Annotated in this window: 17 protein-coding genes; 12 read left to right on the top strand and 5 right to left on the bottom strand. The window is 63.0% G+C overall.

From position 1 onward, the window contains the following. The first annotated feature begins 58 nt into the window (after positions 1-58). From ACNQS7_RS10455 to ACNQS7_RS10465, 3 genes are all read left to right on the top strand, one after another. On the top strand, positions 59-589 hold the full coding sequence (locus ACNQS7_RS10455) for a hypothetical protein (protein ID WP_129560190.1): 531 nt from the start codon (positions 59-61) through the stop codon (positions 587-589). Positions 590-876: 287 nt separating this feature from the next. Further along, complete coding sequence (locus tag ACNQS7_RS10460; protein WP_033719511.1) at positions 877-1,500, top strand: RNA polymerase sigma factor; 624 nt, start codon at positions 877-879, stop codon at positions 1,498-1,500. Beyond that, a complete protein-coding gene (locus tag ACNQS7_RS10465; protein WP_225345394.1) occupies positions 1,497-1,739 on the top strand; it encodes an anti-sigma factor family protein in 243 nt (80 codons plus the stop codon). The genes ACNQS7_RS10460 and ACNQS7_RS10465 overlap by 4 nt, the downstream gene beginning before the upstream one ends. 96 nt (positions 1,740-1,835) lie before the next feature. Here ACNQS7_RS10465 and ACNQS7_RS10470 read toward each other — a convergent pair whose 3' ends face one another. The 4 genes from ACNQS7_RS10470 to ACNQS7_RS10485 form a co-directional block, all read right to left on the bottom strand. Then, positions 1,836-2,729, bottom strand: coding sequence for an MBL fold metallo-hydrolase (locus ACNQS7_RS10470; RefSeq protein WP_306255277.1), 894 nt, complete (start codon positions 2,727-2,729; stop codon positions 1,836-1,838). A gap of 74 nt (positions 2,730-2,803) precedes the next feature. Then, positions 2,804-3,583, bottom strand: coding sequence for an enoyl-CoA hydratase/isomerase family protein (locus ACNQS7_RS10475; protein ID WP_033719513.1), 780 nt, complete (start codon positions 3,581-3,583; stop codon positions 2,804-2,806). 137 nt (positions 3,584-3,720) lie between these two features. Then, positions 3,721-5,055 (bottom strand): cytochrome P450, encoded by a 1,335-nt coding sequence (locus ACNQS7_RS10480; protein ID WP_033719514.1) that lies wholly within the window; start codon positions 5,053-5,055, stop codon positions 3,721-3,723. A 274-nt stretch (positions 5,056-5,329) separates the two neighbouring features. Beyond that, positions 5,330-6,253, bottom strand: coding sequence for a LysR family transcriptional regulator (locus ACNQS7_RS10485; RefSeq protein ID WP_033719515.1), 924 nt, complete (start codon positions 6,251-6,253; stop codon positions 5,330-5,332). 99 nt (positions 6,254-6,352) lie between these two features. Here ACNQS7_RS10485 and ACNQS7_RS10490 point away from each other — a divergent pair, with 99 nt between their 5' ends. From ACNQS7_RS10490 to ACNQS7_RS10525, 8 genes are all read left to right on the top strand, one after another. Continuing rightward, positions 6,353-7,198 carry an SDR family NAD(P)-dependent oxidoreductase gene (locus ACNQS7_RS10490; RefSeq protein ID WP_033719535.1) on the top strand — a complete coding sequence of 282 codons (846 nt, stop codon included), beginning with the start codon at positions 6,353-6,355 and terminating at the stop codon, positions 7,196-7,198. Between the two features lie 10 nt (positions 7,199-7,208). Beyond that, the gene (locus ACNQS7_RS10495) at positions 7,209-7,706 is read left to right on the top strand and encodes a nuclear transport factor 2 family protein (RefSeq protein ID WP_170924394.1); all 498 of its coding nucleotides are present in this window, start codon (positions 7,209-7,211) and stop codon (positions 7,704-7,706) included. Beyond that, the gene (locus ACNQS7_RS10500) at positions 7,699-8,400 is read left to right on the top strand and encodes an SDR family NAD(P)-dependent oxidoreductase (RefSeq protein ID WP_033719518.1); all 702 of its coding nucleotides are present in this window, start codon (positions 7,699-7,701) and stop codon (positions 8,398-8,400) included. Before ACNQS7_RS10495 ends, ACNQS7_RS10500 begins: the two co-directional genes overlap by 8 nt. Before the next feature lie 158 nt (positions 8,401-8,558). Then, positions 8,559-9,365, top strand: a complete 807-nt coding sequence (locus ACNQS7_RS10505; RefSeq protein WP_095785941.1) for an SDR family oxidoreductase — start codon at positions 8,559-8,561, stop codon at positions 9,363-9,365. 681 nt (positions 9,366-10,046) lie between these two features. Beyond that, on the top strand, positions 10,047-10,670 hold the full coding sequence (locus ACNQS7_RS10510; protein WP_033719519.1) for an isochorismatase family protein: 624 nt from the start codon (positions 10,047-10,049) through the stop codon (positions 10,668-10,670). A 45-nt stretch (positions 10,671-10,715) separates the two neighbouring features. After that, positions 10,716-12,218, top strand: coding sequence for an aldehyde dehydrogenase family protein (locus ACNQS7_RS10515; RefSeq protein ID WP_158006312.1), 1,503 nt, complete (start codon positions 10,716-10,718; stop codon positions 12,216-12,218). 73 nt (positions 12,219-12,291) lie between these two features. Further along, positions 12,292-13,056 (top strand): dienelactone hydrolase family protein, encoded by a 765-nt coding sequence (locus ACNQS7_RS10520; RefSeq protein ID WP_071321476.1) that lies wholly within the window; start codon positions 12,292-12,294, stop codon positions 13,054-13,056. Beyond that, on the top strand, positions 13,053-14,186 hold the full coding sequence (locus tag ACNQS7_RS10525) for an NAD(P)H-dependent oxidoreductase (protein WP_080691724.1): 1,134 nt from the start codon (positions 13,053-13,055) through the stop codon (positions 14,184-14,186). The genes ACNQS7_RS10520 and ACNQS7_RS10525 overlap by 4 nt, the downstream gene beginning before the upstream one ends. A 264-nt stretch (positions 14,187-14,450) precedes the next feature. Here the strand turns inward: ACNQS7_RS10525 and ACNQS7_RS10530 are convergent, their stop codons facing one another. Beyond that, on the bottom strand, positions 14,451-15,095 hold the full coding sequence (locus ACNQS7_RS10530; protein WP_071321541.1) for a TetR/AcrR family transcriptional regulator: 645 nt from the start codon (positions 15,093-15,095) through the stop codon (positions 14,451-14,453). Between the two features lie 600 nt (positions 15,096-15,695). Between ACNQS7_RS10530 and ACNQS7_RS10535 the strand changes: the two genes are divergently transcribed. Beyond that, positions 15,696-16,238, top strand: a complete 543-nt coding sequence (locus ACNQS7_RS10535) for a cupin domain-containing protein (RefSeq protein ID WP_071321477.1) — start codon at positions 15,696-15,698, stop codon at positions 16,236-16,238. Positions 16,239-16,335: the final 97 nt, after the last annotated feature.

A 16,335-nucleotide genomic window follows, 5' to 3' on the forward strand; every position in this document is an offset into this window, starting at 1 on the left:
CGCATTGCGTACTGCGGTGCACTCAACGAAGAGAACACCGAACACTTAAGGAGCGTCCGTGTCCCAGCCCCGCGATTTCATTGACCACAGTCCCGTTGATGCGACGACGTCACACAGCGCACAGGTGGTGCCCGGTTGGCGTCTGAATTTCGCCGCCGGCGCCATCCCGTTCACCGCGGGATTGATCACTTTTGTGACCACGCAGCTCGGCGTGGCACGCCCTGATGCTCCGTGGCCGACCGGCCTGAGCAGCTTGGGTTTTACCTTCAACAGACTTGCGGCCGCAGGAAACGGTGCTCAGCAGTGGGCCGAATTGACCGGATCGGTCGGCGGTGTCAACGTCGCGGCCGCGGCCGTCGCGGTCAGCGTGGTCGCACGGTTCGGGCTGCGCGCCGGCCAGCGGTGGGCCTGGTGGTTCCTGGCCTTCTGCTTGTTGTGGATCGGGCTTCACGACGCATTCGCCGCCACCCGATTCTTTGCCGCCACTGGGCAACCGATCATCGTCATGCCCTACAGCTACGTCGCGTTGATGCTTGCGGGTCTCATCCGATCCCGGAAAGCGATCTTCGCTCCGCAGGATCGGAATTGACTCGTCGACCCTCAAGGCGACGCATACCGCCTGTCCTGCCGACGGAGATGCGACGGCGATGGCCCCGACGCGCGGCGTGGCTCAGCAGCTGCAGGTACACGGCCACAAACAGTCCCAGAGAACTCGTCAGCGGTTACCCATCGAGTGGCACCGCCTTTTGGTACCTACCGAAGCGCGCTCATGCCAGGGCCCGTCACACACCGCCTGATGCTGTACTGTCCAGTACACATTGGGATGTCTTTCGACACCCGTCACCGATTCACTACCGGCAGCGGAGGTCACTGGCCATGACGGCAAGACAGGCCACCGACGACACAGAGCTGCTCGACGCGCTGCGTCGCCGCGAGCACTGGGCGTTCACCAGGCTGGTGGACCAGCACACCGGCCCGATGTTACGAATCGCGCAATCATATGTTCCCAGTCGCGAGGTCGCCGAAGACGTCGTTCAAGAGACATGGATTGCCGTGCTCAAAGGGATTGACCGCTTCGAGGGTCGATCGGCGTTGCGGACCTGGCTGTATTCCATTTTGGTCAATCTCGCCAAACGACGCGGCGTGGCGGAAAGCCGCGAAAGCGAGAAGTCGGAGCGAGCACACACGGTTGACCCGACGCGCTTTGAAGGCCCGGAGGATGCGACTCCGGGGCACTGGAAAGAGCATCCATCGCCGTTTCCCCTCACGCCTGAGGGTTCGTTACTCGGCGGCGAGTTGCTGCAGGTGGTCAATGAGGGACTCAGTGAACTCCCGCAGCGGCAAAAGCTGGTAGTCGCACTACGCGATGTGCTGGGCTTCGACTCCGATGAGGTCTGTCAACTCCTGGACATCAGCCTTGCCAATCAGCGCGTGCTGCTGCATCGTGGGCGGGCGGTCGTTCGGCAGCGCCTCGAGGACTATCTTGTAGGACAACCATGACGCGCGAGCCTATGAACTGCAATGAGCTAGTGGAGCTTGTCTCTGAATACCTCGACGACGGGCTCGACGCTCGACGCCGCGCCCGCTTTGATGCGCACCTGGGTGACTGCGAGGGTTGTCGACATTATCTTGAGCAATTTCGGGCGACGGTGGGCGCGCTAGGCCGCATCACCGAGGAGGAACTGGACCCAGACTTCCGCGCTAGGCTTCTGGCGGCAATGCGCGGACTGCGCGACTGAATGATTTCTCGCCCAGCACACCCGAACACACGCTGAGATACGTGAGTCTGCTTGATCTTCCAACTTGGCTGGCACGGCTTCGCGGTAGAGCTCGCCTCACGGCGGCCAAGAGCGGGGAAAGGGCACGCCCACCGGCAACATCTCGACCGGGGTGTATTCGGCGGCGGCGTACAGGAGACCGTTGCGGCAGACGATGGCAGAGCTTGCCAGCATGGCCTCGATCAGCTCGGCTGCGAAAGCTTCCGGCGTGGTCCGCAAGAGGCGCGCCGCATCAACCAGCCACAACCGTTTATGCAGATAAGACTCGACCGCGTTGACCGCGATCCCGTCGTGAATCATCAACGCGAACGCGAAGATTCGGCGAGCACCGTACCACACCGCGTTTTCGGGATCGTCGATGAGGCGCTGGGCTCGGCGGCGCGCTGCGGCTAGGGCGGCGCTCGTGTCGGACGGAATCGGCCCGTGCGCTGGCAGCAGCACCCGCGGACGCAGATCAGTCATGCGATGCAGTGAGGTGAGAGCGGTTTCGGCTGCATCGGGTCCGTCCAACGCCAGATTGACCCAGCCAACGTCGTAATCAGAGAGCGCGTCACCGGTTACCAGGAGCCGCTCGTCGGGCTGCCACAGACACAGGTGCCCCGGCGTATGCCCAGGCGTGCGGATGACTTGCCAGTCGCAGTCGCCAAGCCTGAGGATTGCGTTGTCCTCCAAGGACATGTCGACGACGTAGGGGCTGACCGGCTGGTCGAGGTATTCCGCCTGGCAGCATCCCGGGTCGCGTCGGGCGAGCGCATCAGCGTCGGGAGTGCTGGCGGCGATCGCCGCTCCCATCGCCTGAAGGAGCGCGTTCGCACCGACATGATCTGAATGCCAGTGGGTGTTGACGACCCATCGAATGCGCCGACTGTGCGCACTGGCCCAGGCGACCGTCTGCTTGGCGTGGCCGATAAAGCCACTGTCGACCAGCGCCGGCTCACGACCGGCGATCAACAGCAGGTTGGTGTCGGGGAACGGCCGGCGTTGCCAAATCGTCCAGGGTGGCAGCGTCGACTCAGCGGCGCGACTTACCATGACGGGGGACGGCCTTTGAGTTGCTGCCAGTAGCGCCGATGCGCCCGACGGGCCGGCGCGGCGGTCATGTAGTCGGGAAGGTCTTCATCGAGTGAATCAGCGAGTTCGGTGATGTCACGCAGCGCAGCGGCCTGACAGGCCCGCTTGGTGAAGGCGTACTGCTCGAGACAGTCCTCGGGAGTCCGTTCAGCCACTTCGACGGCGCGATCAAGCAGCGCGTGGGCCGGCACCAACTCATCAACCATCCCCAGCGCGTAAGCTTCTGCAGGAGAGAAGGTTTCGCCAAGCAGGCTGGTACGTGACGCCACTGGCTCGCCCCACGCGTGAGTAAGCATTCGGACGTATACTGCCGGCATGGGGATTCCGATCGGCACCTCGTTGAGACCGAATCGTGCACCCTCGCTGATGGCGACCCGGTAATCGCAGACGGCCGCCGTGATCAAGCCGCCCGCGAAGGCGTGCCCGTTGAGCGCCGCCACCACCGGGCGTGGATAGGTAAACACGCGCATGTTCGTGGCTCGATATTGCTCGAACCACGACGCGACGGGCGCGCGATCACCTGCGAACAGCGGGAAGTGCTCCCCCAAATCCAGACCTGCGGAGAACCGCGTACCGCTTCCGGTAAGCACCACCGGCGAGCTAGCGTGGTCGCGTTCCAGAGTGTCGAAGGCCTCGTGTAGGTCGGCGAAGAACGCGCGGTTCTGCGCGTTGACGAGATTGGTTGTCATCGTCACTACCGCGACGCGATCTCTGCGCCGGATATCCCAACTCATCCTGTTTCCTTGCGGTCATTCGGAATTTCACTGCTAACACCATGTCACGGCCGCGGTTGCCCGAGCGCGGCTCTTGCGGGTGTGTGGGCGCGATAGATCTGCCTTTATCCCGCGTAACGCCGTGCCGGTTCCGCACATCAGCGGCGCTGCAGCACGATGCGCCCGCCGTCTTTCGGTGTGTACGCGACGCCGCGCGAGTGCATTTTCTCGCCTGGGTCGGTCGTCGCGTCGAGAATGAAGTGGCGCAACACCGTTCGCAACACGACATCCATCTCGAAGTTGGCGAATGTTGCGCCGACGCAGCGTCGGGTTCCACCACCAAACGGCAACCAGGCAAAGTTCAAAGGACGATCGCCGATGAAACGGTCGGGGTCGAATCGGTCAGGCTCACAGAAAGCACGGGTGTTCCCATGCAGCGAGGCGATACTGATCAGGATCGAATAATCTTGCGGCACGCGCCATTGGCCAAGTTCGAACATCGCAGTCACCACACGCCGACCCGCCATATCGATGACCGTGCGCGCACGCTGGACCTCACAAATTGTTGCCTGCCGCAGCTGATTGCCCTCGCCGGCGGCTTCGGCAGCCAGTGCTGTGGCGATTGCCGGGTGTCGACGCAGCCGCTCAAAGGCCCAGGCCAGCGTCGAAGCCGTTGTCTCATGGCCCGCGCCCACTAACGTGAGCAACTCGTCGCAGATCTCCGCGTCAGACATCGCTGAGCCGTCGTCGCAGCGGCTGCGCAACAGCAATGCAAGGATGTCGCTGCGTTCGCCGAGATCTGTTGCAGCTCTGGCTTTCTCAATCAATCGATAGATGATTTCGTCAAGCTGGCGCCGTGCTAGCGCCAGGCGCCCCCACGGGCCGTAGCGGGCTAAACCGCTCGACGGCCGCGGCAATAGCACCAGCCGGGAGGCCAGCGTGACCCATCCAGGAACGAGCCGCCGCAGTTCTTCGAATTCGGTGCCTTGGGCTCCGAATACGGCGCGCAAAATCACGTTCAGGGTGAGCCGGTTCATCGGCTCCAGTGTTCGGAACTCCTGTCCGATCGGCCAGCGCGACGCTTCTCGCAGCGTCTCTTCCTCGATGATCCGCTGGTAGCTTTTGATGCTCCTGCCGTGAAACGGTGGTGTCAGGAGTTTGCGGCGGTCGCGGTGCTGCTGGCGGTCAAGGGCGAACACCGATCCCGGCCCTAGCACTCGACTCAGGTTCGGCTGAATATTAACGAGATCGTCGGTGCTCGCCGCGAACACCTGTTTGGCGAGCAGGGGGTCGGCTACCACAACGGTGTTGCCAAACACGGGAATATCAAGAGTAAAAACGTTGCCGCAGCGGCGCACCCCCTGGCGGAGCGTCCAAGGACGCGATATCGAAAAGCCAATTCCCGCTAACGATTTGGGCCATGGCAGGGCGGGCGGCAACTTCGCCGTGGACGTAGTGTGCCGAACCGGTGCGACTGGCACCACGTCGCGCATACTCGCCGTCCCATCCGTGGTACACCGTAGTACCACCCTGATCGAGATCGTACCGGCGGGTACATTACGGTGCAAGACCGGGTGTCGGGCGTTGGACTTGACGTCAGCTGCGCGTGGCCGCCGAACGCACGGTCAACAACTGCAGTGCGGTCGCGGCCGCACCGGCACAACCGCTACTCAGCAGCCGCACGGCGATCGCCGGCTCTCGTTCCTCCCGACCATAACTGGCTCCTGTAAGCGCGACACTGACAACGGATTTGGTTTCTCAGAGTCTCTACTGGTGGGACAGAGGGTCCCGGGTTGCCAGATTCGCTTCTGCTAGCGCCCGGCGTAAAGCCTGCAGTAGGGGTCTGTCATCGTTGCGGCGCCAGGCGAGGACGAGCTGACTCGGGCTCAGTCCGGTGACGGGGCGGATGATGACGCCGTCGCGGTCGATCAGTGGGACATTGCCAGCGGCAAGTAGGCACACGCCCAGCCCAGCGTTGAGTGCTTCGACGGTTTCGTCAGTGCTGGCGGCTTCGGCGCCGATGCGCACGGGACGCCCGTCACGGGCCTCGAGAGCCAGCCAGTAATCGCGCAATACTCCACTTGAGGGCGGCAGGGCGATGAAGGGCTCGTCGAGCAGGTCGGTGAAGGCAATGGTGTCGCGGTCGGCGAGGCGGTGCTTGGGGGGCAGGGCGACCATGCGGGCTTCGGTGGCCACCTGCAGCCACTGATAGGACTCCGGCCGGGGTAGAGGGAGCCAGACGAAGGCGGCGTCGGTGCGCTGATGGCCCGAAGTCATTAGACCGCCGGTGGGGTCGCCCCAAGGGATTTGGCGCATCCGTACTTGGGCATGGGGGGCGTGGTTGGCTAGGCGAGCCCGAATAGCGGGCAGCAGGCCGCGCCCCACGCTGGTCGAAAATCCGACGACCAGGGTGGCGTCCTGGTTGACCGCGGCGGCGCCCACGGCCTGTTCGGCATCCGCCCAGACAGCCAGCATGTGTTGGGCATGGGGCAGCAGCGCGGCACCGGCGGCGGTCAGTTCGACTGTGCGCTTGGTGCGTACGAAAAGCGGTGCGCGCAGCTGGGTTTCGAGGGTACGGATTTGTTTCGACAGGGCGGGCTGGCTGATGAACAACGCCTCGGCAGCACGGGTGAAGTGCAACAGCTCCGCGACAGTGACGAAGTAACGCAAGTCCCGCACGTGCACGTCCATATCCGATGGTTATCACAGAAGATATTGGACGGCTACCCGCTCACACGCCGATGGTAGATCCCAGGGTTGAGACGCCGAAGGTTAAAGGAGTTGATGATGATGACTGCACCAGTCGCGCAGCGAGTGTGGTTTATTACCGGTGCCACCAGCGGCTTTGGCCGGCAGCTGGCGTCGGCAGCCGTCGCCGCCGGTGATGTGGTGATCGCCGCGGGCCGCCACGTAGACCGCCTCGATGATCTTGTCGCCGCCCATCCGGATCAGGTCGAGCCGCTGCGAGTGGATGTCGCTGACACTGCGGCGGCGGTGGCGGCGCTCAATGACGCCGTTGCCCGATACGGGCGCCTTGATGTGTTGGTGAACAATGCCGGGCGTACCCAAGTGGGAGCGCTGGAAGAGACCACCGATGCCGAGCTGCGGGAGTTGTTCGAGCTGCACTTCTTCGCTCCGGCCGCGCTGACCAGGGCGGCGTTACCGCACATGCGCGCCCGCGGCGGCGGCGCCGTGGTGCAAATGTCGTCGGTCGGGGGCCAGGTGCCCGGCCCCGGATTCGGCGCTTACTGCGCCACCAAGTTCGCTTTGGAAGGACTGACGGAAACGTTGGCCCTAGAAGTCGACTTTGGAGTGCGGTTCCTGATCGTCGAGCCAGGGGCGTTTCGCACCAATCTGTTCGGCGCGAACGCGGCTTATCTGTCCCAGCCGATCACCGAATACGCCGCTACCGTTGGACCCACCCGCGACTACGTCACCACCGGCGGCGGCACGCAACCAGGTGATCCGGCCAAGGCCGCCGCTGCTATCGTGGCCGCCCTCGACGCCGAACGCACCCCCCTGCGGCTGCCCTTGGGTTCTGATGCCGTCGACAGCATCCTGGAGCACCTGCACGCGGTCGAAGCTGAACTGCGGCAGTGGGAACAGGCAGCCCGCCACACTACCTTCGACGACTGAAGGGACGATGATGAACGAGCTTGCAAGTGCAGCGGAACGCAGGCCGTGCGGCGATGTTGAGGCTCTCACAACAATCCGCGACGTGCTGCACCGATTTCTGCTCTGCATCGATACCCGCGACTACGTGGGCGCGGTCCGTCAACTCGATGAGCGGGTGCACTTTGACTACAGGGCACTAAATGGCGAGGTCTTGCCCGCGAATCCCACCGCGCTGATCGAGCGTGTCCGCAGCGACCATCGCCTGATCGACGGCATCGAGCATGTCGTGACGAACCACGTCATCGACATCGACGGTGACCGCGCCACCTGTTGGGTCAACTTTGCTGCAATGCACTGCCGCAGCGACGGCGAGCACACCCGCAAGTGGGCACTGGGCGGTCGTTACCGCTATCAGTTCGCGCGCAGGGAGCAGGGGTGGAAGTTGTCGGGCTGCGTCATCACCCCGATCTGGGAGACGGGGGACCGCTCCGGGCTCACCGAGTCCTCACCGGAGCACACTGATGGCTGATCACCGCGTCGCCGTGGTCACGGGCGCAAATCGAGGCATCGGCCTACAACTGGCTAGCGAACTGGCGCGCCGCGGTTGCACCGTAGTCCTTGGCGCTCGTGACACCGCCAAAGGCAAGGACGCCGCACGGCGCTTGGCAGGTCCGCCCGGACGTGTGCTGGTGTGTGCGCTCGATGTCGCCGACGACGCCAGTGTCCGGCGAGCCGCCGAACACCTGCGTGCCGAGGTCGGTCACATCGACGTGCTGATCAACAACGCCGGTGTCGACTACGACGACGACAATCACGCGGTTGACGTGGACATGGCACGCGCGCACCGCGACATCGAAGTGAACTTGTTCGGCGCCTGGCGCATCACCCAAGCGCTGGCGCCGTTGCTGCGCCGCGGCGCGAAAGTAGTCAATGTATCCAGCGGCGCTGGCTCGTTCACCGAAACGGCCGGCAGCGGCGCCACACCGATCTACAGCGTTACCAAAGCCGCATTAAACATGTTGACCGTCAAACTCGCCGCCGACCTGCGCAATCGCAACGTGCTTGTCAACGCCGTCTGCCCCGGATGGGTGGCCACAGACATGGGCGGTGGCGGCGGACGGTCCATACAGGATGGCGCCGCCAGTGTCATGTGGGCGGTGGACTTGCCCGACGACGGCCCCTCGGGCGGATTCTTCCGCGACGCAGCACCGATCCCCTGGTGACACACCGCACGACATACCGCGCGACGCGCAGACACGCGGCGACAAGCACTCTTCGACCGACGAGAGGAAGACCGATGAGCGCTCAAAATGACCGATACCCCACCGACCCCAACACTTTTCAACCTGATCCACAACCCTATTGAGGCATCGAGGCCGAAATGACGCCCCGTCCGATCAGTGACCTCGCCCATTACCGGGCAGCGGGAAAGCTGGACGGCAAAGTGGCGCTGATCACCGGCGGCGACAGCGGCATCGGTCGCGCGGTCGCGATCGCCTACGCCAAAGAGGGCGCCGACGTGGCGATCGCCTACAACATCGCCGACGAAGACGCCGCAACGACCAAGACGTTGATCGAGCAGGAGGGTCGCCGTTGCGTTGCACTCAAGGTCGACCTGGCCACACGCCACGGTTGTCGACACGCCGTAGATGAGACAACCGATGCTCTGGGAGGCCTCAACATACTCGTCAACAACGCCGCCTACGGGCGCGAGCGGCAACGATTCGAAGACATTGACGAGGCACAACTGAGGCGCGTTTTTGACGTCAACATCCTGGCGTGTTTCCACTTGGCGCAGGCCGCGCTCGCTCACATGACGGTGGGCGACGCGATCATCTCGACGTCCAGCGTCGGCGGTGTCTACGGCGCCGCCAACTTCGTCGACTACGCAGCAACTAAGGGAGCAATCGATGCCTTCACGAAAGCCCTTGCGCTCAACCTGGGGCCCCGCGGCATCAGAGTCAACGCCGTTGCCCCTGGCGCCATCTGGACACCGTTCCAGGTGGCGCTGAACACTCCGCAAACGGCTCAAGCATTCCCGCACGCCGCACCAAAAATGTCCGCTACCGGCCGAATCGGACAACCCGAAGAACTCGCCGCCGCATATGTGTACCTAGCCTCTCCTGATGCCAGCTTCACCAGCGGGATCGTGGTCGAAGTCCACGGCGGCTGGATCGGCTGGGGATGACTCACCACCCCACCGCAATCTCAAAGCACCAGACATGACATTGCGAGAAGATTTGATGATTCCCGTTTACCTTCGCCGCAGGCGGCGGGCTTGGGTCGGCTGGAATCAACATCTGTCAACGGCAACCGAAAGCTGAACAGCCGACAGCAAGGTGCCGCGTCATGGTATTCAGTCGCCGTCTACACCCGTGACGAGTTCATCGGCGCGAGGTCGCGCCGATCACGCTGGTACGCCGACTCGTCTACCCGCGTCCGGTGATGGCGTGCGAATCCATCCGCGCAAGATGCTCCACCCCGAACCGGGTGCGTGGCCAGCGTCGGTACTGGGGCGTTCAGATGGTGCCGCCGTATGGGTCGGTGCGGTCTTGATCCGCTTTTCCTGCTCGTCAGACGGGACCGCGCGCTGACCCCTGTGCGCGGCCAACCCCTAGGAGGGCGCCGTCCGGCACCGTGTTTTCCGTACTTTCGGACAGGGTGGCCTTCACCCGATCGATCACCGCGCTACCCAACTCTTTCGGAATGGCGGCACAGCGCCGCGCCCTGACACGCTGGGTACATGAGGGCCGTGGCACACGCTGACGGAACTGCACCACAGAAACGGGGTGGCTCGTCCATGAACACCCTGCCGGCGCTCGTCGGCGATCAACGGGGCGTGCCCCGCAACCAACGATGAGGGCAGCAGATGATTGAGCGTTTCTTCGAGACCCTGACGGCCGACAATTGCGCGCTGCTCCTGATCGACCACCAAGTCGGCACAATGAATTTCGGTTTGACCGATGTCGAAGCGCTACAACTGAAGAATCAGACGCTGTGGTTGGCGGAATCGGCGGCCGCATTTCGGCTACCGGTCATCTTGACGACCAGCAACCCAGACGGAGCTAATGGTCCGCTGTTCCCGGAATTGCTTGCCGCCCTGCCAACCGCGCCCGTCATCGACCGGTTGAAAATCAACGCCTGGCAGGATCCCGCTTTTGTCGAGGCTGTACGTATCACCGGCCGAACCAAACTTGTCATGGCCGGTGTGACGGCCGACGTGTGCCTGACATTCCCGGCACTCGGGGCCGTTAGTGACGGCTATGACGTATATGCCGTCATGGATGCCTCGGGCACGCTCAACCACCACGCGCTGTCTGCAGCAATGTTGCGGATGAGTCAAGCCGGAGTGAAGATCGCCAACGCAAACATGGTGATCGCCGAAATTCTGAGCGACTGGGGCGGCGAGTTCGCCGCCCCGCTCGCGGACCTATACGCACGACGGGTACCCAACTTCGGGTTTATCACCCATCAGCTCGCCGCGCGCGACTGAAACCGCCACAGAAATAATCACACTACGAAACGGATGGATGAACATATGTCCTCAGTTATGGACTCCCCTGCGCCCACAACGACACCCAGGCTCTTCGACCTACACATGCTGGACGGTGCGATTTACAGCGGCGGGTGGGTTAAGGGCGATAGCCGGGTCGACGTCGTCGAGCCAGCGACCGGTGCGGTACTTGCCACCGTCGGATTGGGATCGGCCGAAACCGTATCCAAAGCGGCCCGCATGGCCGCCCAAGCGCAACGTGAGTGGGTACGTGTCCCGCCAGAAGAGAAGCGCCGCTTGTTCATTCGCGCCGAACAAGTGATGCGCAGCTTTGCTGAGGAGTACACAGAGTGGGTGGTACGCGAGGTCGGCGCACCACGATCGAAAGCCCGATTCGAGATCGAATTCCTCGCCGACGAGTTCCTTGAGGCCGCGTCGTACCCAACCCAGAGCCACGGTGAGATCCTCGCCGACCGCGACAACCGCCACAGCTACGCGTTGCAGATTCCGTTCGGGGTCACTGCAGGTATCACTCCGTCAAATGTTCCGCTCACCCTGGGCGCCCGCTACGTGGCACCGGCTTTGGCTACCGGCAACGCTGTGCTGCTGAAACCTCATAAGACAGCCATCATGTCCAGCGGGTTCGTCTTCGCACGCGTCCTGGAAGAAGCCGGATTCCCCGAGAATCTCTTCCACTGCATCCCTGCTGAAGGCGCCGACGCCGAAGCGTTCGAAACCGACCCGTTGATCTCGATGGTGCACTTCACCGGCTCCACCGCCACCGGTGAACGAGTCGCCGAAGCGGCCAGCCGAACCCTCAAGCACGTCTCCATCAGCGGCAGCGGCAAGAATCCGTTCGTGGTTCTCGACGATGTCGAGAACTTCGACGAGATGATTTCGGCCGCCTTGTACGCATCGTTTTATTTTTCGGGCCAAGTCTGCATGGCCGCGGGCCGACATCTCGTGCACCGCGCGCTGCATGACCGGTATATCGAAGCACTGGCCGCCGAAGCGACCAAGTTGGTCGTCGACGACCCGTGGGCCAACCCCGAGGCATCGTATGGCCCCATGACGCTGCCCGGCGCGGTCGACCGCATGCAGGAAATCGTCGCCGACGCCGTCAGCAAAGGTGCAACATTGCATTTAGGCGGCTCCAAGCGGGGCCCCTTCTTCCCGCCCACCATTTTGTCCGGGGTGGCGCCGGGAATGCGCGCTTGGGAAGAGGAGATTTTCGGCCCGATTGCCGCTGTCACCGCCTTCGACACCGACGCAGAAGCGATCGATAAGGCCAATGACACCCCATACGGCTTGTCGGCGGCGGTCTACGGATCCCCGCAGCGCGCGAGCCGTGTCGGGCTGGCCATCGAATCAGGCATGGTGCACATCAACGACAAGCCCGTCGACGACGCCGCCTACGTGCCGTTCGGCGGCGTGAAGTTATCCGGAAACGGCGGCCGATACGGCGCGCGGGTCAATTGGGCCGAATACACCCAGACCAAGTGGGTCACGCTGTCACCGAGCGCACGTCACGTCCCGTTCGGCCATTGATCCCGGCGATTACTGCCAGCCGCCCCACGCCGCAACCACACCCCGGCGTGACCGCGAGGACTCAGGAGCCCCGATGACAACGACAGCGTCAGGTCGACCGGTGGATTACCACGACCGCGAAGAGAGTCTCCGCGGTTATTTTGTGCCGGCAGCAGACGAACCGCGCCCCGGCGTATTAGTGGTGCCGGCCTGGTTGGGCATCACCGACTCAATTCGAGACCGCGTGCACAAGCTGGCGGCCTCGGGCTACGCGACGATGGCCGCTGACGTATTCGGTTACCCGATCACCGATCTCGACGCCGGCCCTCGCCCCGTCGTCACACCCTTCCGATCGGACCGCCGATACCTGCGGCGGCGCATCCGGGCAGCGCTTGACGCGTTGTGCGCTCAACCGGAATGTGACGCAAGCAGGGTTGCTGCGATCGGCTACTGCTTCGGCGGCAACGCAGTACTCGAGCTAGCCCGCGACCAGGCACCGGTGCGCGGCGTGGTCAGCTTCCATGGCGAGCTGGACACACCCCTTCCCGCGTTCCCAGGTGATCTGCTCGCCAAAGTCCTCGTCTTAACCGGTGACGACGATCCTGTCGTGCCGTTCGAAAAGGTCTCCGCATTTCGCGATGAGATGCGCACCGCTCAGGCTGACTGGGAAATCGGCATCTATAGCGGCGCCAAACACAGTTTCACCGGCGAAGGATCGCTGGGCGCCGAACGGACCCCCGAAGCCGTTCTCGATCCCCAGGCCGACTCACGCTCCTGGCAACGCATGCTCGACTTCTTCGCGGAAGTCCTCACCGCCCACGAGTTTCAGATCAGCCCCGAAGTGAGTGAATCACCATGACAGAAAGCAATATTCGCGTCCTAGCACTCTCCGGTAGCCTGCGTCGCGCTTCCTACAACACCGCCGCGTTGGTGGCTGCCCAAGAACTGGCTCCGACGCGCATGACAATCGAGATCGAAAGTCTCGCTGCGATGCCGATGTTCGACGAAGACACCGAAAGCGCCGGCTTGTTGCCTGCCGTGACGCGGTTGGCACAACGGGTAGCCGCCGCCGACGCGCTGCTGATCGCCACCCCCGAGTACAACCATTCCTACTCAGCACCTATCAAGAACGCGTTGGACTGGTTGTCACGAACGCCAATCGGCGCCCCTCCCGGGCAGCACGTATTGGCCGGCAAACCGGTCGCTTTAATCGGCGCATCTACCGGCAGATCCGGATCCGGGCGGGCCCAGCTCCATCTGCGACAGGTGTTGTCCTACCTTGACATGCTGCCCGTCAACCAGCCCGAGGTGCTGATCGACAGCGCCAAAAACAAATTCAGCGATGACGGCAGCCTGCATGATGAACCCACTCGTCGGTTCATCACGATGCTGCTGGATCGACTCGCGGCGTGGGTCGACAAACTCGGCGAGCAGGAGCCTGTCATCGACATGAGCAGCGTGGCGGTGCCCACCGCACATATTGCCCGCGCCGGCACAGGCCCTAGCTACACGATGGCCGGTGACAGTTACATCATCAAGGCCGCCGCAAACAACACAGGAGGCGCCTACGCGGCGTTCGAATTCTTTGTGCCACCCGGCGGGGGTCCCCCACCGCATCTGCATGAGCGTGAATATGAAGGCTTTTACATCCTGGAAGGCGAGCTGACCTTCTACGTCGGCGCCAACCGCACCCGCGTAGACGCAACCGCCGGCGACTTCGTCGCCGCCCCCTTGGGCGTCATCCACCAATTCAAGAATGAAACAGCCTATCCTGCACGCACATTCGTAATCGCCGCCCCCGCCGGGGTGGAAAGCTACTTCGCAGCCGCGGGGACACCCATGCCCGACGGCAGCACTCAAACCGTGGCACCCACCGCCGAAGACCTAGCACGCCTCATCGATCTGGCGCCACGTTGGGGCATGCAGATCTTTGCCACACCACCAGAAATTGATCAGCAACGGGCAAGCGCATCGCAGAGCGTGCGATGATGACGCCTATCGAGTCCCAGACTGCGGTACCCACGTGGCAGCTTCCCTTCGCCGGGCGAGTCGCAATCACCCATGCAGCTTATTGCCGTCGGGAGTCTGACGTTGTTGTGATCGAGGTGGAGCAGTGGCTAGAGCCTTGCACCTCTGCTGCCAGTGTCGGCTCGAGTGCATGGCTCGACTTGAAGAGTTGACAGCCGTATTGACAGGTTCGAGACCGTCTGAGAGCACGTCGACGAGGGCCGTGCGCTCCGAGCAGTGTCGGCATTAGCGCTTGACAATTCGCGGCGCCGCCGCCTTATGGCGCAGCGCCAGCAAGGCATTGTCGACCGCGTCTTCAAGCGGAGTGATGTCGTTGTGAACGCGTGCGGACAGCATTCCACCCTGCAACGCTGCGAGTAGCGCAGCAGCAAGGCGGTGCGGGTCGGCGCTTTTGCGAAGCTGACCGCGCTCACGCATCTTCTCCAAGCCCGCCGCCAGAGCCGATTCCCAGCGATCAAATGCGGCGTCAAGGGCTGGCAAATAGGCCTCGTCGTTCTTTAATTCGGCAGCCATGGAGCCTAGCGGGCAGGCGAAAGGTCCACCAGGAACTCGATGTTTGTCAAGGATCTGGTCGGCCCAACGCCTCAGACCTGCCCACGAGTCGACTTTGTTCAAAGCGGGCTGGTTGGCGAGAATGAGTTCGAGCTGGCGGTCGATCACCGCCTGCACCAGTTCCGAGCGATCCGTGAAGTAGTGGTAGAGCTGCGACTTGCCACAGCCCGCGGCGGCCAGTACGTCATCGAGGCTGGCGGCACTTACACCCCGTTGGTACATTATGGTCGCTGCGGCGTCGATAATGGCCGCGCGACTGCGACGCCCACGATCAGTGGCAGGCAGCTGGGCGGTCTTAGCGAGGCTAACGTTCGGCATCAGGACTACCATAATCCCTAATGGCGGGTCGGCGAGTCAGACGCGGCTCACCGCTGCATCCCCGGACCTGACGAGGCTCGGTCCGAAGATCTCATACCGAGCGTCGCCGCGGATGCTCGAAGCGGTCGCATTTCAAAAGTACAGGACTGTTCACTCCCTCGGCAGGGGCGCCGCAGTGTGTGACAGTCATGCTCGTGGAACCGCTGATGGCCGCTGGAATGCCAAGTCACTAATTCGGCTTACCGTGCTCTTGACGCGCGTGGGATCGGGTGGGATTCGGACCCACTAGCTGATGAGTGTGACCCTGACGCAGCAGGGCAGATATTTAGGCTGGCGGGACTACCAGGTTTCGTCGCGAGTTGGCTCGTGATATGTCGGACGGCGCGCCCCGCGCGAGCGTTTCCCCATGCACTGGGGGACCGGCCGGGAGCCGTCGCTGAGGCCGGCATCGGAAGACAGATCTATTGACCTCCGAGTCTCTCAAGGACAGCGACGAATGCTGATCTAAACTAATTCGCAGCCGAACTTGTTGTGCGGCGCCGTTACACCTGCCGCGTCGAACCTGTCGAGTGGCACTACTGGATATTGAGGTAAATAGATATGATTCCCCAGGTCAGCGCACCCTTCGCCAAAAGCCGCGCTAACGCGCCCGCCTACTGGCTCATCGACATCGTCTGGTACATCTTGGTCGACGGCGAAGACAGCGGCGGCAGCTTCTCGCTCATCGAGCAGTACATGCGGGAAGGATCAGGCCCGATCCCCCACGTCCACGCTTTCATCGATGAGTGGTTTTACGTGCTCGAAGGAAAAATTGACTTCACTGTCGGCGACGATCGCTTCACCGCCGGGCCCGGCGATTCTCTCTGGATACCGCGAAACACCGTGCATGTGTTCACCTCGATGACCGATTGCCATGTGCTCAACGCCTACACACCCGCGGGATTTGAACAGGTCGTCAAGGGATCGGGAACGCCCGCCGCGGCCCGAGAGCTGCCGCCCAAAGACTTCCCGCCTCCGAGCGAGGACGTATTCCGACTGTTCTACAACAACTACTGGTGCGCTCAGGCCGACAAGAGCTGGTCACAGCCCAAGGCCGGAGTTGGCCCAGGCGATCGCGTTCTCGACGGCAGCGGTCGCCAATGAGCAACCCCACGAGGTCGCCTAGTCCATAGGCCGGAAAGCGTTAAGGATCAGCGTCCGTGAGTGATTCACGCGCAGTCGAGGCCCAGCTGCCGCGTGA

The organism is Mycobacterium sp. 23 (genome assembly GCF_048287075.1).
GTDB classification, from domain to species: Bacteria; Actinomycetota; Actinomycetes; order Mycobacteriales; family Mycobacteriaceae; genus Mycobacterium; species Mycobacterium gordonae_B.

Excerpts from the sequence above, each read along its gene's own strand:
- ACNQS7_RS10465 (WP_225345394.1), top strand. The coding sequence starts at position 1,497 with ATGACGCGCGAGCCTATGAACTGCAATGAGCTAGTGGAGCTTGTCTCT.
- ACNQS7_RS10485 (WP_033719515.1), bottom strand. The coding sequence starts at position 6,253 with ATGGACGTGCACGTGCGGGACTTGCGTTACTTCGTCACTGTCGCGGAG.
- ACNQS7_RS10480 (WP_033719514.1), bottom strand. The coding sequence starts at position 5,055 with ATGCGCGACGTGGTGCCAGTCGCACCGGTTCGGCACACTACGTCCACG.
- ACNQS7_RS10500 (WP_033719518.1), top strand. The coding sequence starts at position 7,699 with ATGGCTGATCACCGCGTCGCCGTGGTCACGGGCGCAAATCGAGGCATC.
- ACNQS7_RS10460 (WP_033719511.1), top strand. The coding sequence starts at position 877 with ATGACGGCAAGACAGGCCACCGACGACACAGAGCTGCTCGACGCGCTG.
- ACNQS7_RS10505 (WP_095785941.1), top strand. The coding sequence starts at position 8,559 with ATGACGCCCCGTCCGATCAGTGACCTCGCCCATTACCGGGCAGCGGGA.
- ACNQS7_RS10475 (WP_033719513.1), bottom strand. The coding sequence starts at position 3,583 with ATGAGTTGGGATATCCGGCGCAGAGATCGCGTCGCGGTAGTGACGATG.
- ACNQS7_RS10495 (WP_170924394.1), top strand. The coding sequence starts at position 7,209 with ATGAACGAGCTTGCAAGTGCAGCGGAACGCAGGCCGTGCGGCGATGTT.
- ACNQS7_RS10525 (WP_080691724.1), top strand. The coding sequence starts at position 13,053 with ATGACAGAAAGCAATATTCGCGTCCTAGCACTCTCCGGTAGCCTGCGT.
- ACNQS7_RS10535 (WP_071321477.1), top strand. The coding sequence starts at position 15,696 with ATGATTCCCCAGGTCAGCGCACCCTTCGCCAAAAGCCGCGCTAACGCG.
- ACNQS7_RS10530 (WP_071321541.1), bottom strand. The coding sequence starts at position 15,095 with ATGCCGAACGTTAGCCTCGCTAAGACCGCCCAGCTGCCTGCCACTGAT.
- ACNQS7_RS10490 (WP_033719535.1), top strand. The coding sequence starts at position 6,353 with ATGACTGCACCAGTCGCGCAGCGAGTGTGGTTTATTACCGGTGCCACC.
- ACNQS7_RS10515 (WP_158006312.1), top strand. The coding sequence starts at position 10,716 with ATGTCCTCAGTTATGGACTCCCCTGCGCCCACAACGACACCCAGGCTC.
- ACNQS7_RS10510 (WP_033719519.1), top strand. The coding sequence starts at position 10,047 with ATGATTGAGCGTTTCTTCGAGACCCTGACGGCCGACAATTGCGCGCTG.
- ACNQS7_RS10520 (WP_071321476.1), top strand. The coding sequence starts at position 12,292 with ATGACAACGACAGCGTCAGGTCGACCGGTGGATTACCACGACCGCGAA.